A 14,594-nucleotide genomic window follows, 5' to 3' on the forward strand; every position below is an offset into this window, starting at 1 on the left:
TTGCTCACTGGTAACGGACTGGGTGTACTGGCGAGTAATATTTCGGTCGGGGCGTCCGGCGCCCCGACCGGAAACCCGCCCTTCAGGCGCCTATGCTGCGAGCAACAAGGCAGCCCAGTTATGACGATGCAGTAGGAGAGCCGGCGTGAGCTTGAGGATCGTTGTCTGTGTGAAGTACGTGCCCGACGCCACCGGCGACCGGCACTTCGCCGATGACCTGACGGTGGACCGCGACGACGTCGACGGCCTGCTGTCGGAGCTCGACGAGTACGCGGTCGAGCAGGCGCTCCAGATCTCCGAGGAGGCCGACGAGGCCGAGGTCACCGTCCTCACCGTCGGTCCCGAGGACGCCAAGGACGCGCTGCGCAAGGCGCTGTCGATGGGCGCCGACAAGGCCGTCCACGTCGAGGACGACGACCTGCACGGCACCGACGTCATGGGCACCTCGCTGGTGCTCGCCAAGGCGATCGAGAAGATCGGCTACGACGTCGTCATCGCCGGCATGGCCTCCACCGACGGCACCATGGGCGTCCTGCCCGCGATCCTGGCCGAGCGCCTGGGCGTCCCGCAGGTCACGCTGCTCTCCGAGGTCAAGATCGAGGGTGGCCCCAACGGCAAGGTCACCGGCCGCCGCGACGGCGACACCGCCTCCGAGCAGCTCCAGGCCTCGCTCCCGGCCGTCGTCTCCGTGACGGACCAGTCGGGCGAGGCCCGCTACCCGTCCTTCAAGGGCATCATGGCCGCCAAGAAGAAGCCGGTTCAGTCCCTGGACCTGTCCGACCTCGACATCGAGGCCGAGGAGGTCGGCCTGGAGGGCGCGTGGACCGCGGTCGACTCCGCCGCCGAGCGTCCGGCCCGCACCGCCGGCACGATCGTCAAGGACGAGGGCGAGGGCGGCAAGCAGCTGGCCGAGTTCCTCGCGAGCCAGAAGTTCATCTAGCTGCTGGGGGTCCGGGGGTCGCCCCCCCGGGTCAACACAGCATCTAAGGCTCGCGCGAGCCGCGCCGTCCCCTCAGGCCGTCCCCGTTTCTTCCGCAGGAGATTGAAGTCCCATGGCTGAGATTCTCGTCTACGTCGACCACGTCGACGGAGCCGTCCGCAAGCCCACCCTGGAGCTGCTGACCCTCGCCCGCCGCCTCGGCGAGCCGGTCGCCGTCGCGCTGGGCAACGGCGCCGCCGACACCGCCGCCGTCCTCGGCGAGCACGGCGCCACCCGCGTCCTGACCGCCGACGCCGCCGAGTTCGCCGACTACCTCGTCGTCCCGAAGGTCGAGGCCCTGCAGGCCGCGTACGAGGCCGTCTCCCCGGCCGCAGTGCTCGTCCCGTCCTCCGCCGAGGGCAAGGAGATCGCCGCCCGCCTCGCCGTGCGCATCGGCTCCGGCATCATCACCGACGCCGTGGACCTGGAGGCCGGTGACGAGGGCCCGGTCGCGACGCAGTCCGCGTTCGCCGCCTCCTTCACCACCAAGTCCCGTGTCTCCAAGGGCACTCCGGTCATCACGGTCAAGCCGAACTCGGCCCCCGTGGAGGCCGCCCCGGCCGCCGGCGCCGTCGAGGCGCTCGCCGTCTCCTTCTCGGACAAGGCCACCGGCACCAAGGTCACCTCCCGCACCCCGCGCGAGTCGACCGGCCGCCCGGAGCTGACCGAGGCCGCGATCGTGGTCTCCGGCGGCCGCGGCGTCAACGGCGCCGAGAACTTCGCGATCATCGAGGCGCTCGCCGACTCGCTCGGTGCCGCCGTCGGCGCCTCGCGCGCCGCCGTCGACGCCGGCTGGTACCCGCACTCCAACCAGGTCGGCCAGACCGGCAAGTCGGTCTCCCCGCAGCTGTACATCGCCTCCGGCATCTCCGGCGCGATCCAGCACCGCGCGGGCATGCAGACCTCGAAGACCATCGTCGCCATCAACAAGGACGCCGAGGCCCCGATCTTCGACCTCGTCGACTACGGCGTCGTGGGCGACCTCTTCGACGTCGTCCCGCAGCTCACCGAAGAGGTCAAGACCCGCAAGGGCTGATGACCTGCGGTTCTGTCGGTCCCGGGGGCCGCACGGCGATCTGTCGCCGTGCGGCCCCCGGCCGTTTCGGACAACCATTGACGCAGGTCCCGACCGCCTACTAACTTCGCTATACGGATTGTTGATTCCGTGCAGCGGAAAACAGGAGGATGCAGGATGGGTCAGCAGGAGAAGGTGTCGACGAGCCTCGCGGGCGCGGTCAGCGAGGGCATCAGCGCCTCCCTCGCAGCGGTGGACGCCGAGCTCGACCGCCGTTACCCGGGAGACCCCGGCACCCGCCAGCCCGTCCACACCGTCTATGTGCCCGGCAACGTCTTCGACGCCGGCACCATCCGCTCCTGGGGCGACCAGGCCCTCGCCGCCCTCGACGAGCACGCCCCCGACGCCGCCTCCTTCGCCGCCGTCCTCGGCCTCTCCGACGACCTCGCCGAGGACGTCTACGGCCGCGTGCGCGCCAAGCTGGAGCGCGAGCCCATCGAGGACCTCCGCGTCGACTTCGAGGACGGCTACGCCGGCCAGGACGAGGATCAGGACGCGGCCCGCGCCGCCCGGCTGATCTCCGAGGCGTACGCGAACGGCACGGCCGCCCCGTACATGGGCATCCGGATGAAGTGCATGGAGGCCGCCGTACGCGACCGGGGCATCCGCACCACCGACGTCTTCCTCACCGGCCTCCTGGAGAACGGCGGCCTCCCCGACGGCCTCGTCCTCACCCTCCCCAAGGTCACCTACCCCGAGCAGGTGTCCGCCTTCGTCCGCCTCCTGGAGGCCTTCGAGAAGGCCCACGGCCTCGACGCGGGCCGCCTCGGCTTCGAGATCCAGATCGAGACCAGCCAGTCCATCCTCGCCAGCGACGGCACCGCCGCCGTCGCCCGCATGATCGACGCCGCCGAGGGCCGCGCCACCGGACTGCACTACGGCACCTTCGACTACAGCGCCTGCCTCGGCGTCTCCGCCGCCTACCAGGCCAGCGACCACCCGGCCGCCGACCACGCCAAGGCGATCATGCAGGTCGCCGCCGCCGGCACCGGCGTCCGCGTCTCCGACGGCTCCACCAACGTCCTCCCCGTCGGCTCCACCGAGCACGTCCACGAGGCCTGGCGCCTGCACTACGGCCTCACCCGCCGCGCCCTCTCCCGCGCCTACTACCAGGGCTGGGACATGCACCCCGGCCACATCCCCACCCGCTACGCCGCCGTCTTCGCCTTCTACCGCGAGGGCTACGAGACCGCCGCCAAGCGCCTCTCCGCCTACGCCAACCACGCCGGCGGCGACGTCATGGACGAGCCCGCCACCGCCAAGGCGCTCTCCTCGTACCTGCTGCGCGGCCTGCAGTGCGGCGCCCTCGACACCGCCGAGGTCGACGCCCTCACCGGCATGACCCGCGCCGACCTCGAGCGCTTCGCCGCCCCGCGCCGAGGCGACCTGACGGCGACCGCCCAGTAACCGGTCACCCACGGGGAGTCCACCGCCGCCCCGTACTCTGTACGCGTCCAACGCAGCCACAGGGAACGGGGCATCGGTGTCATCGGGGGAGTACGAGCGGCTCGCGGGCCGCTACAGAGCGGTGCGGCAACTCGGGCGCGGCGGCATGGGCGTCGTCTGGCGCGCGGTCGACGAGGTCCTCGGCCGTGAGGTGGCCGTCAAGGAACTGCGCACCTACAACGACGCGTCGGGTCCCGAACTGGAGGACCTGCGGCTGCGGATGCAGCGCGAGGCGCGAGCGGCGGCCCGGGTCCGGCATCCCGGAGTCATCGCCGTCCACGACGTGACCGAGCACGAGGGCCGCCCGGTCATCGTCATGGAACTCATCGACGGCCCCTCCCTCGACGGCGTCCTCGGCGAACGCGGCACCCTCGACCCCAGGGAGGCCGCGCAGATCGGCGCCGCCGTCCTGGAAGCGCTGGCCGCCGCCCACGACGTGGGCGTGCTCCACCGCGACGTGAAGCCCGGCAACGTGCTCCTCGACCGAGGGGGCCGGGTCGTCCTCACCGACTTCGGCATCGCCACGATGGACGACCCCGGCGACGGCTCCGCCACCCATCTGACGCGCAGCGGAGAGATCGTCGGCTCGCTCGACTACCTGGCGCCCGAGCGGGCCCAGGGGCAGCAGCCGGGCCCCGCCTCGGACGTCTGGGCGCTCGGCGCCACCCTGTACGCGGCCGTCGAGGGCACCTCCCCGTTCCGCCGCACCTCCACCTGGCAGACCCTGAACGCCATCGTGGTGGAACCCCTTCCGGCGCCCCGCCTCGCCGGCCCCCTCGCCCCGGTCCTGGCCCGGCTCCTCGACAAGGACCCGACCCGGCGCCCGGACGCCCGGACGGCCGCCCGCCTGCTGACCGAGGTCGCGGAGGGACGGGACGCGACGGCGTCGGGCGCGGAGGGCGCGCAGGGCATGGCGCCGGGCGGACCGGCCGGGGCGCCCGGCGCCGCCGGCCCGTGGCCCACGGCCGTCGACGCCCCGGCAGCCGGACCGGCCGCGTCGTCCGCGACGCAGGGCACGCCGACCGCGGGTCCCGGCGCGTCGCCTTCGGCCCCGGACGCCTGGCCCGGCGGCCCCGACACGCCGGCCCTCGGCGCCTCGCACCTGTGGGCGCCCACCCAACACGACGCCGTACCGCACCGCCTCGAGGGTTTCGGACCGGTCGTGCCGCCGGCCATGGGCGTGCCCGGGCAGGCCGGCCCCGGCGGCCCGGTGCCGGTGTCCGGCGCGCCGGACGGGCCCGTGGTGTACGGTGCCGGTGCCGCGCCGACGAGGCGCTCGGCCACGCGCGGGCGGGCCGGGCGGAACCGCTCGGGCGCCCTGGTCGCCGCGGCGGTGGCGGGCGTCCTGCTGGTCGGCGGCGGCGTCACGTACGCCCTGGTCGGCCGGGACGGCGGCCCGGAGCAGGGACAGTTGGCCGACGGGCAGTCGCCGACGAGCCCGGGCGCCGAGCCCGGCCGGGTCCTCGACTCGGGAGCGCCCGGGGCGGGAGCAACCGCCACCGAGAGCCCGTCCGCGTCCGCGACGCCCTCCGAGGGGGACGCGGAGAAGCCGTCGTCCGCGGGCCCGACCCGGTCCGCATCCCCCTCCTCGCCCTCCTCTTCGTCCTCGTCCTCTTCCTCGCACTCGTCCCCGTCTCCGTCGAGGACGACCAAGGCGCCGGTTCCGGGCGGCAGCACCGGCGGAACAGCCGGCGGCGGCTCGAGCACGACGGGCGGCGGCGGTACGTCCCCGAGCCCCGCGTCCGGCGGCTGCGCCCCCAGCGGCGGCGGGAAGTACGACTGCCAGGTGTGGCGCACCGAGAAGACGTACCGTCACGACGGCGGCGAGATGGGCGTCCTGAACGCCGGCACGAACTACTTCTACTGCCAGGTCGACCTGGGCCGCCGCGAGACGTACGGCCAGTGGACCAACATCTGGTGGGCCAGGACCGACGACGACAGCGGCAACACCAACGTGTACTTCAGCGTCGTCTACCTCAAGGGCGGCGACAACGACCAGCCCGTGCCCGGCCTCCCGATCTGCTGAACGGACCACGGGGCCGCCGGCCGGCCACTCCGTCAGGAGTCCGACGGCGGCCACGGTCACGGAGTCCTGCGTGGCCGTACGAGGCCGGGCCGGGGTCACGGAGTCCGGCGCGGTCGTACGAGGCGGGGTCGGTTGTACGAGGCCGGGCCGGTCGTACGAGGCGGGGCCGCGGTCACGGAGTCCGGCGCGGTCGTACGAGGCCGGGCCGGGCGTCAGGCCTCGATCGGCGGGGTCTCGCCCGAGCCGCGGGCGATCAGGCGGGTGTCCAGGACCACCGTGGCCGGCGCCTCGTCGGTCCCCTCCAGGCGCCGGAAGAGCCGTTCCGCCGCCGTCCGGCCGAGCGCGGCCGCGTCCTGGGCGATGACCGTGATGCCCAGCAGGTCGGCGAGCTCGATGTCGTCGAAGCCGACGAGGGCGACCGGGTGTTCACGGCCGGCGAGGACCCGCACGGCGGTGACCGTCACCCGGTTGTTGCCCGCGAACAGCGCCGTCACCGGCTCCGGCCCGGAGAGCATCGCCCGGGCCGCCTCCGCCACCCGCTCCGGGTCGGTCGGGCCGAGCGACACCCACGCGTCGGCCACGTCGAGGCCCGCGTCCTCCATCGCCGCCCGGTAGCCCCGCAGCCGCTCCTTCGCGGTGTGGATACCGGGCCGGTCGGCGATGAAGCCGATCCGCCGGTGGCCGTGTGCGACGAGGTGCGCCACCCCGGCCCGCGCGCCGCCGAAGTTGTCCGAGAGGACGACGTCCGCGTCGATCCCGCCCGCCGGGCGGTCGACGAACACGGTGGCGACGCCCGCCCGGATCTCCGGCTCCAGGTAACGGTGGTCGCCGCCCGCCGGGATGACGATCAGTCCGTCCACGCGCCGCGCGCACAGCGCGAGCGCCAGCTCCTGCTCGCGCTCCGGGTCCTCGGCGCTGGAGCCGTTGATGAGCAGGGCTCCGTGCGCCCGCGCCACCTCCTCGACCGCCCGGCTGAGCGGCCCGTAGAAGGGGTCGGCGAGATCCTCCAGGACCAGCCCGACGGTCGCCGTCCTGCCCTTGCGCAGAACGCGCGCGCTGTCGTTGCGGCGGAAGCCCAGCGCCTCGATGGCCTCCCGCACCCGGTGCTCGGTGTCCGGGGTGACGCCCGGTTCGCCGTTGACGACCCGGGACACCGTCTTGAGGCCCACGCCCGCCCGGGCGGCGACGTCCTTCATCGTGGGCCGATTGCCGTAGCGGGGCTCGGGGCGGGCGATGTCGGCCACGGTGCGCGGTTCCTCCGGAGCGTGTCGAGTCGATCTCGGTTCGAGCATAGGCCCTGGACAACGTTGTCATGACTGGGAGACTGTAGGGAACCACTTTCCGTTCCCGCCGCCGACGGAGGCTTCGCGCGCATGGACACCGACCCCGCCACGGGCCTCGTCGCCGCCCTCGACATCGGGGGCACCAAGATCGCCGGCGCGCTGGTCGACGGGGCGGGCCGCATCCGCCTCCGCTCCCAGCGGCCCACGCCCGCGCGTGAGGACGGCGAGACGGTGATGGCGGCGGTCGAGGCGGTGCTCGCCGACCTCGCGGCCTCCCCGCTGTGGGAGTCCGCCGGTGCCGTCGGCATCGGCAGCGCGGGCCCGGTCGACGCCTCCCGGGGGACCGTCAGCCCGGTGAACGTGCCCGGCTGGCGCGACTATCCGCTCGTCGAGAGGGTGCGCCGGGTCACGACCGGCCGGCCGGTCACCCTCGTCGGCGACGGCGTCGCCATGACGGCGGCCGAGCACTGGCTCGGAGCGGCCCGGGGCCACTCCCATGCCCTGTGCCTCGTGGTCTCCACGGGCGTCGGAGGCGGCCTCGTGCTCGACGGCCGGGTCCACCCCGGCCCCACCGGCAACGCCGGTCACATCGGCCACATCCCGGTGGACCTCGACGGCGAGCCCTGCGCGTGCGGCGGACGCGGCTGCGTCGAGCGCCTCGCCAGCGGTCCGCACCTCGCCCGCCGTGCCCTGGAGAACGGCTGGCGGCCGGGGGCCGACGGCGACGTCTCCGCCGCCGCGGTGGCCGCCGCCGCGCACGCCGGGGACCCGATCGCCGTCGCCTCGTTCGAGCGCGCGGCCCAGGCGCTCGCGGCGGGCATCGCCGCCACCGCCGCTCTCGTCGAGATCGACATCGCGGTCGTCGGCGGCGGGGTGGCGGGCGCGGGCGAGGTCCTCTTCGCCCCGCTCCGGCGCAGCCTCCGCGCCTACGCCACGCTCTCCTTCGTCCGGGACCTGACGGTCGTCCCCGCCGTCACGGGCACGGACGCGGGCCTCCTCGGCGCGGCGGCAGCGGCGGCCCCGGGCCTCGCATCGGCCGCCCCGGCTCCGTGAAGGGTCCCCGGACCCGGCTCACTCCCGTACCCGCTCCGCCGTCCGCTGTTCGACGACCACCAGGAACGCGTCGGACTCCAGGTCCATCACGACCCGGGCCGGCACTCCCTCCTCGCGCCGCGCCCCGGCGAACTCCTCCGCCGGCAAGCTGCCCCGCGGCCCGCCGGCCGGAAACCGTTCGAGAACCGTACGACTCATCTCGGCACCCCCTCGTGCTCGCCGTTCTCAACGAGAGCCGTCCGGAAGTGTCACGCACATGCCGAGACGTGTGTTCGTGGTTTCCGTGGCAGGGTGTTGCGGGCAAGCCACTGGGGGCTATCGAAGAGGGGGAAACGTGATCGTCTGGATCAACGGTGGTTTCGGCGCGGGAAAGTCCAGCACCGCGCGCGAACTGGTCGATCTGATCCCGAACAGCACCCTGTACGACCCCGAGCTCACCGGTGGGGGGCTGCGCCGGCTGCTCCCGGCCAAGCGGCTCGCCGAGGTCGAGGACTACCAGGACCTGCCGATCTGGCGCCGTCTGGTCGTCGACACCGCCGCCGCCCTGCTCGCCGAGGTCGGCGGCGTCCTGGTCGTCCCCATGACCCTGCTGCGCCAGGAGTACCGGGACGAGATCTTCGGCGGGCTCGCCGCCCGCCGCATCGACGTGCGGCATGTGCTGCTCGCCCCGGAGGAAACGATCCTGCGGCAGCGGATCGACAACCGGGCGGAGTACGGCGACCCCGAGGTCGACGCCCGCGCCCGGGAGTGGTGCCACGCGCGCATCCCGTCGTACCGCGCCGCCCTCGACTGGCTCGCCGCCGACGCGTACGCCGTCGACAACTCGGAGCTCACCGTGGCCGAGACCGCCCGGGCCGTCGCCGACGCGGTCCGGGCCGACCGGATCGCGCCCTGCGGCATCGTCCAGACGCCCGAGCCGACCGGAGAGACCCTCGCCGCCGGCGTCCTGCTCTTCGACGAGCAGGACCGGTTCCTCCTCGTCGATCCCACCTACAAGCCCGGCTGGGAGTTCCCCGGCGGCGTCGTCGAGCCCGGCGAGCCCCCGGCCCGGGCCGGCATGCGCGAGGTCGCCGAGGAGCTCGGCCTCGAACTCGACGCCGTGCCCCGTCTGCTGCTCGTCGACTGGGAACGTCCCAAGCCCCCCGGCTACGGAGGCCTGCGCCTCCTCTTCGACGGCGGCACGCTCCGCACCGCCGACGCCGAGCGCCTCCACCTCCCCGGCGCCGAACTCCGCGACTGGCGGTTCGTCACCGAGGAGGAGGCCGCCGAGCTGCTGCCCCCCGTCCGCTACCGCCGCCTCCACTGGGCCCTGCGCGCCCGCGAACGCGGCACGGTCCTCAACCTGGAGGCGGGCGATCCGGTGGGCTGAGAACCCCTGCTCACGCCTGGGCCGCCGCCGCGGCCGCCGTCAGCCGGGCCGCCGTGTCCGTGGTCACCGGTGCTCCGTGTCCGCAGCACAGCACCGAAGGCGCGAGCTTCGCCAGGGTCCGCATCGAGTCCAGGGCGAGGGCGCGGTCGACGTGGAAGACGCCGAACATGACGTCCGGCACCGAGGCCACCGTGTCCCCGGCGAACAGCACGCCGTGGCGCGGGAGGTGGACGGCGATCGAGCCGGGGGTGTGGCCCGGGGCGTGGACCACAACGGCACCGTCGCCGAAGCCCAGCTCCTCGCCGTCCTCGACCTCCCGGTCGACCCGGGTCGGTGGCGTCTCCGGCACGGTCAGACCGTGCGCGAAGATCGGGACCTCCCAGTCCAGGAGGTCCGGCTCCGGGACCGGCGCCTCGCCCCGGATCACCGGCGCGTCCAGCCGGTGCGCGAGGATCTCGGCCCCGTGCCGGTCCGCGAGCTCCTGGGCCGAGCCCACGTGGTCCCGGTGGCAGTGGGTCAGCACGATCCGGCGCAACCGGTCCGGGTCCAGGCCGGCCGACCGCATCGCCGCGGCCGTGCCGTCCGCCGTGCCGGCCCAGCCGGCGTCGATCAGGGTCAGTTCCTCCTCGTCCTGCCACAGGTAGGCCTGGCCGATGGAGAAGTCGAGGAGGTGCAACCGCGGGGTGATCCTGGTGAGTTCGATGGAAGTCATACGGCGAACCTACGCATCCGCGCAGGTCCGCCGTGTGCTTCTACGCTCTCGGCGAGCTTCGCCGAGCGCTGAACCGATCCGGTGTCAGCCCTGCTTCGAGCGGGCGTAGTTGACGAGGAAGTGCGCCTCGGCCACCGAGAGCCGCTCCAGCTCCTCCGGCGAGACGGACTCGTTCGGCGCGTGGATCTGCGCCTCCGGCTCGCTCAGACCGATCAGCAGGATCTCCGACTCCGGGTAGAGCGAGGCCAGCGTGTTGCACAGCGGGATCGAGCCGCCCATGCCCGCCGTCTGCATCTCCTCACCGGGGTACGCGATCCGCATCGCCTCGGCCATCGACGCGTACGCCGGGCTGGAGGTGTCCGCCTGGAACGGCTGGCCCTGGCCGACCTGCTCCAGGGACACCCGGGCGTCCCACGGCGTGTGCTTCTCGATGTGCGCGAAGAGCAGCTTCGTCACCTCGGCCGCGTCCTCGCCCGGCGGCACCCGCAGGCTGATCTGCGCGCGCGCCGACTTCGGGACCGACGGGGTCGCGCCGGCCACCGGGTGGGCGTCGATGCCGATGACCGTGACCGCCGGGCGCGCCCAGATCCGGTCGGCGACCGTGCCGGAACCCGGCAGGGACACGCCCGTCAGCACCTTGGCGTCCTGACGGAAGTCCTCCTCCGGGTACTGGAGGCCCTCCCACACCTGGTCGCTCGCGAGGCCGTCGATCACGGTGGAGCCGTCCGGGCCCCGCAGCGAGTCCAGGACGCGGATCAGCGCGGCCAGCGCGTCGGGCGCGGCGCCGCCGAACTGACCGGAGTGCAGATTGCCCTCCAGGGTGTCGATCGTGACCCGGATCATCGTCATGCCGCGCAGGGTCGCGGTCACCGTCGGCAGGCCCACGCGGAAGTTGCCCGCGTCGCCGATCACGATGGCGTCGGCCACGAGGAGCTCGGGGTGCTGCTCCGCGTACCGCTCCAGACCGCCGGTGCCCTGCTCCTCCGAGCCCTCCACGACGACCTTGACCGTCACCGGCACGCCGCCGTTCGCCTTGAGGGCGCGCAGCGCGAGCAGGTGCATGATGAAGCCGCCCTTGCAGTCGGCGGTGCCGCGCCCGTACCAGCGGCCGTCCCGCTCGGTCAGCTCGAAGGGCGGGGAGAGCCAGACGGACTCGTCCAGCTTCGGCTGCACGTCGTAGTGGGCGTACAGGAGGACGGTCGGCGCGTCGGCCGGGCCGGGCAGTATGCCGTACACCGCCTGCGAGCCGTCCGGGGTGTCGAGCAGCGCCACGTCCTGGAAGTCCTCGGCGCGCAGGGCGTCCGCGACCCAGTTCGCCGCGGCCTCGCACTCGCTGCGGGGCGCCACGGCCTCGTCCGCCACCGACTCGAAGGCCACCAGCTCGGTGAGCTCGGCCTTGGCCCGGGGCATCAGTGACCGGACGGTCTCGGCGATCGGATTCGAGGTCATGGGCACGCTCCTGATGGGTGCGACGTTACGACGTGAGGACGACGTCCGTCGTATGTCGTGGTACGCCGAACGCACCGTCGATCCTACGGGCGGCCCCCTGGCTACCGCGCCGTAGGATGCGTCAGGAGCAGACCACCGGTCGGATCAGGAGCAGAAGCACACGTGAGCAGCGAGCACGCAGAGAACGCCGGTCCGGAGCACACCGAGCCCGAAGGCGCGGCTCCTGAGGCCGCCGGGAGCCCGGACGCGGAGGCGGCGCGGCTCCCGGATGACGTGGCGTCGGACGAGGCGCCTGCCCGGGCGGGCGACGAGCCCGCCGAGGAGTCGGCGGACGTCTGGGACGTCGTGGTCGTCGGCGCCGGCCCGGCCGGAGCGTCCGCGGCGTACGCGGCGGCGGTCGCGGGCCGCCGGGTGCTGCTCCTGGAGAAGTCCGAGCTGCCCCGGTACAAGACCTGTGGCGGCGGCATCATCGGCCCCTCGCGGGACTCGCTCCCGCCGGGCTTCGAACTGCCCCTCCAGGACCGGGTCCACGCCGTCACCTTCTCCCTGGACGGACGCTTCGCCCGCACCCGCCGCTCGCGCCGGATGCTCTTCGGGCTCATCAACCGTCCGGAGTTCGACGCGCAGCTCGTCGAGCACGCGCAGAAGGCCGGTGCCGAACTGCGGACCGGCGCCACGGTGACCCGGGTGGAGCAGCACGGCCCGGCCGTGCCGGACCGGCGGACGGTCGCCGTCGTCCTCGCCGACGGCGAGACCGTCCTCGCCCGCGCGGTCGTCGGCGCCGACGGCAGTGCCAGCCGGATAGGCGCCCATGTGGGGGTGAAGCTCGGCCAGGTCGACCTGGGCCTGGAGGCGGAGATTCCTGTACCGCCGTCCGTGGCCGAGGACTGGAAGGGGCGGGTCCTCATCGACTGGGGGCCGATGCCCGGCAGTTACGGCTGGGTGTTCCCCAAGGGCGACACGCTGACCGTCGGCGTCATCTCGGCGCGCGGCGAGGGCGCCGCCACCAAGCGGTACATGGAGGACTTCGTCGCCCGGCTCGGCCTCGCCGGCTTCGAGCCCACGATCTCCTCCGGCCACCTGACGCGCTGCCGTACCGACGACTCGCCGCTCTCCCGCGGTCGGGTCCTGGTCTGCGGCGACGCGGCCGGTCTCCTGGAGCCGTGGACGCGCGAGGGCATCTCGTACGCGCTGCGCTCGGGCCGTCTCGCCGGCGAGTGGGCGGTGCGGGTCGCCGAGGCGAACGACGCGGTCGACGCGCGGCGCCAGGCCCTGAACTACGCCTTCGCCATCAAGGCGGGGCTCGGTGTCGAGATGGCGGTCGGACGACGGATGCTCGCCGTCTTCGAGCGTCGGCCGGGGCTGCTGCACGCGACGATAACGGGACTGCGGCCGGCCTGGAACGCCTTCGCCGACATCACCCGGGGCTCGGCCACGCTCGGCGGCATGGTCCGCTCGAACGGCATGGCCCGGCGGGCCCTGGAGCTCCTCGACAAGCGGATGGACACCTCGTCGGGCGTCGGCCCGGCGGGTCGGGGCGTCAGCCCGCGCGAGCGCGCGGCCTCCGAGCCGGAGAGTGCCCCGGAAGAGGTCTGACCGTTCCTCACGGGCCCCGCCGCCCCGGCCGCCTCACGCCGCCGGGGCGGCGGGGCCCGTCGTCGTGATGCGGAAGACGGGGTGCTTCGGGGCGATGGCCCGCAGCTCCTCCGCGGAGGAGTCGGGGCCGACGCCGCCGAAGAAGACGCCGACCTCGGCCTTCCAGCGCTTGAGGTAGGCGCGGAGCAGGGCGGGCTTGTCGTCGTCGGCCACCTCGACCGCGGTGAACTCCTCCACGCGCTTGCCGAGGTGCAGCTGCCCGCCGCCGGCGGCCCGCATGTTGTGCGTCCACTGGACGTGGCCGCGGGGGGCGATGAGGTACCGGGCGCCGTCCACCGTCAGGAGGTTGACGGGGGTGCGGCGCCATTCGCCGCTCTTGCGGCCGCGGACGGCCAGGACGCGGGAGCCCCAGACGCTGATGCCGCGGCGGGTCATCCAGGCGACCGCGCGGTTGAAGACGTTCACCGTGAACCAGCCGGGCTTCATGACGTGGGAGGCGGGGGAGGAGCCGGCGGCGGGGGTGGCGGGCTGAGCGGACATGAGGGCCTCCTCGGGAATCCTGCGGAACGAAACAGTGAGCACTGCTCTCGCTTGAGATCAGTGTGCACGGTTCGGTGCTCACAAGCAAGAGCGGTGCTCTCGTTTCGTTCTGGTGCTCTGAAAATGGCACACTGCTCTCCATGACGACCGTTCGAGGAGCCCGCGCCCGCGCCCGCATCGAGATCACCGCCGCCATCAAGGACGAGGCCCGCACCCAGCTCGCCGCCGAGGGCGCCGCCAAGCTGTCCCTGCGGGCCGTCGCCCGCGAGCTCGGCATGGTGTCCTCCGCGCTCTACCGCTACTTCCCCAGCCGGGACGACCTGCTCACCGCCCTCATCGTCGACGCCTACGACGCCGTCGGCGCCGCCGCCGAACGAGCGGCCGCCGAGGCCGAGGCCGAACGCCCCCTCGACCAGTGGACCGCCGTCTGCCGGGCGGTCCGGGCCTGGGCCGTCGCCCACCCCCACGAGTACGCCCTCATCTACGGCTCTCCCGTCCCCGGCTACACCGCCCCCCAGGACACGATCGTCCCCGCCTCCCGCGTCGGCCTGGTCCTCATCGACATCGCCCGCCGGGCCCACACGGGCGAGGGCGTCGCCCTCCCGCCGCTGCCCGACGTCCTGCGCCCCGAAGCCGTCCGCATCAGCGCCGACATCGCCCCGGACCTCCCACCGGCCCTCGCCGTCGCACTCGTCGCCGCCTGGTCGCAGCTCTTCGGCCTCGTCTCCTTCGAGGTCTTCGGCCAGTTCCACCGCGTCGTCGAGGACCGCGACACCTTCTTCGCGACGGCCGCCCGCCGCCTGGGCCAGGACGTGGGCCTGCTCCCGCGCGGCTGACCCGACCGTCCGGGCCCCCGCTCCTACTCCCGCGGGAGTACACGCGACCACCCCGCCGGGCCGACGTGCGCGCCGGGCGGTCGAGGTTAGCGTGACCGGTATGGAAGCCGGTAGGGACGAGGAGCGGTCGGGCGGACCCCGGCGCGGGCGTGACCGCGAGCCCCGGAGCGGGCAGGGGCGTGGCCGCGTGCCCCGGTTCGGGCATGACCTCGGGCATGACGGAGAGCCCC

Annotated in this window: 13 protein-coding genes; 8 read left to right on the top strand and 5 right to left on the bottom strand. The window is 73.8% G+C overall.

The genetic code is table 11. From position 1 onward, the window contains the following. Positions 1 to 145 precede the first annotated feature (145 nt). The 4 genes from BLW86_RS32620 to BLW86_RS32635 all read left to right on the top strand — a co-directional run bounded on the left by BLW86_RS32620 (position 146) and on the right by BLW86_RS32635 (position 5,526). Positions 146 to 940 (top strand): electron transfer flavoprotein subunit beta/FixA family protein, encoded by a 795-nt coding sequence (locus tag BLW86_RS32620; protein WP_093877350.1) that lies wholly within the window; start codon positions 146 to 148, stop codon positions 938 to 940. A gap of 112 nt (positions 941 to 1,052) precedes the next feature. After that, complete coding sequence (locus BLW86_RS32625) at positions 1,053 to 2,015, top strand: electron transfer flavoprotein subunit alpha/FixB family protein (protein WP_093877351.1); 963 nt, start codon at positions 1,053 to 1,055, stop codon at positions 2,013 to 2,015. 156 nt (positions 2,016 to 2,171) lie between these two features. Further along, entirely contained in the window at positions 2,172 to 3,461 is a 1,290-nt protein-coding gene (locus BLW86_RS32630) for a DUF6986 family protein (RefSeq protein WP_093877352.1), read from the top strand. 76 nt (positions 3,462 to 3,537) lie between these two features. Beyond that, positions 3,538 to 5,526 (top strand): serine/threonine-protein kinase, encoded by a 1,989-nt coding sequence (locus tag BLW86_RS32635; RefSeq protein ID WP_093877353.1) that lies wholly within the window; start codon positions 3,538 to 3,540, stop codon positions 5,524 to 5,526. Positions 5,527 to 5,738: 212 nt separating this feature from the next. Here BLW86_RS32635 and BLW86_RS32640 read toward each other — a convergent pair whose 3' ends face one another. Continuing rightward, a complete protein-coding gene (locus BLW86_RS32640) occupies positions 5,739 to 6,770 on the bottom strand; it encodes a LacI family DNA-binding transcriptional regulator (protein ID WP_093877354.1) in 1,032 nt (343 codons plus the stop codon). Between the two features lie 129 nt (positions 6,771 to 6,899). Between BLW86_RS32640 and BLW86_RS32645 the strand changes: the two genes are divergently transcribed. Further along, the gene (locus BLW86_RS32645; protein ID WP_093877355.1) at positions 6,900 to 7,862 is read left to right on the top strand and encodes an ROK family protein; all 963 of its coding nucleotides are present in this window, start codon (positions 6,900 to 6,902) and stop codon (positions 7,860 to 7,862) included. An 18-nt stretch (positions 7,863 to 7,880) separates the two neighbouring features. On the opposite strand, the gene BLW86_RS32650 is transcribed toward BLW86_RS32645, so the two are convergent. Next, positions 7,881 to 8,060, bottom strand: a complete 180-nt coding sequence (locus BLW86_RS32650; protein WP_093877356.1) for a hypothetical protein — start codon at positions 8,058 to 8,060, stop codon at positions 7,881 to 7,883. 136 nt (positions 8,061 to 8,196) lie between these two features. Between BLW86_RS32650 and BLW86_RS32655 the strand changes: the two genes are divergently transcribed. After that, entirely contained in the window at positions 8,197 to 9,231 is a 1,035-nt protein-coding gene (locus tag BLW86_RS32655) for an NUDIX hydrolase (RefSeq protein ID WP_093877357.1), read from the top strand. Between the two features lie 10 nt (positions 9,232 to 9,241). Here the strand turns inward: BLW86_RS32655 and BLW86_RS32660 are convergent, their stop codons facing one another. Together BLW86_RS32660 and BLW86_RS32665 are read right to left on the bottom strand one after the other, a co-directional pair. Next, a complete protein-coding gene (locus BLW86_RS32660) occupies positions 9,242 to 9,943 on the bottom strand; it encodes an MBL fold metallo-hydrolase (RefSeq protein ID WP_371129632.1) in 702 nt (233 codons plus the stop codon). 84 nt (positions 9,944 to 10,027) lie between these two features. Then, complete coding sequence (locus BLW86_RS32665; RefSeq protein WP_093877358.1) at positions 10,028 to 11,392, bottom strand: dipeptidase; 1,365 nt, start codon at positions 11,390 to 11,392, stop codon at positions 10,028 to 10,030. A gap of 273 nt (positions 11,393 to 11,665) precedes the next feature. Between BLW86_RS32665 and BLW86_RS32670 the strand changes: the two genes are divergently transcribed. Further along, positions 11,666 to 12,988: a geranylgeranyl reductase family protein gene (locus BLW86_RS32670; RefSeq protein WP_256341726.1), complete on the top strand. Its 1,323-nt coding sequence runs from the start codon at positions 11,666 to 11,668 to the stop codon at positions 12,986 to 12,988. 33 nt (positions 12,989 to 13,021) lie between these two features. On the opposite strand, the gene BLW86_RS32675 is transcribed toward BLW86_RS32670, so the two are convergent. Beyond that, the gene (locus BLW86_RS32675; protein ID WP_093877360.1) at positions 13,022 to 13,528 is read right to left on the bottom strand and encodes a nitroreductase family deazaflavin-dependent oxidoreductase; all 507 of its coding nucleotides are present in this window, start codon (positions 13,526 to 13,528) and stop codon (positions 13,022 to 13,024) included. A 140-nt stretch (positions 13,529 to 13,668) separates the two neighbouring features. On the opposite strand from BLW86_RS32675, the gene BLW86_RS32680 reads away from it, so the two are divergent. Continuing rightward, on the top strand, positions 13,669 to 14,364 hold the full coding sequence (locus BLW86_RS32680; RefSeq protein ID WP_093877361.1) for a TetR/AcrR family transcriptional regulator: 696 nt from the start codon (positions 13,669 to 13,671) through the stop codon (positions 14,362 to 14,364). The last annotated feature ends 230 nt before the right edge of the window (positions 14,365 to 14,594 follow it).

The organism is Streptomyces sp. TLI_105, assembly GCF_900105415.1.
GTDB lineage: Bacteria > Actinomycetota > Actinomycetes > Streptomycetales > Streptomycetaceae > Streptomyces.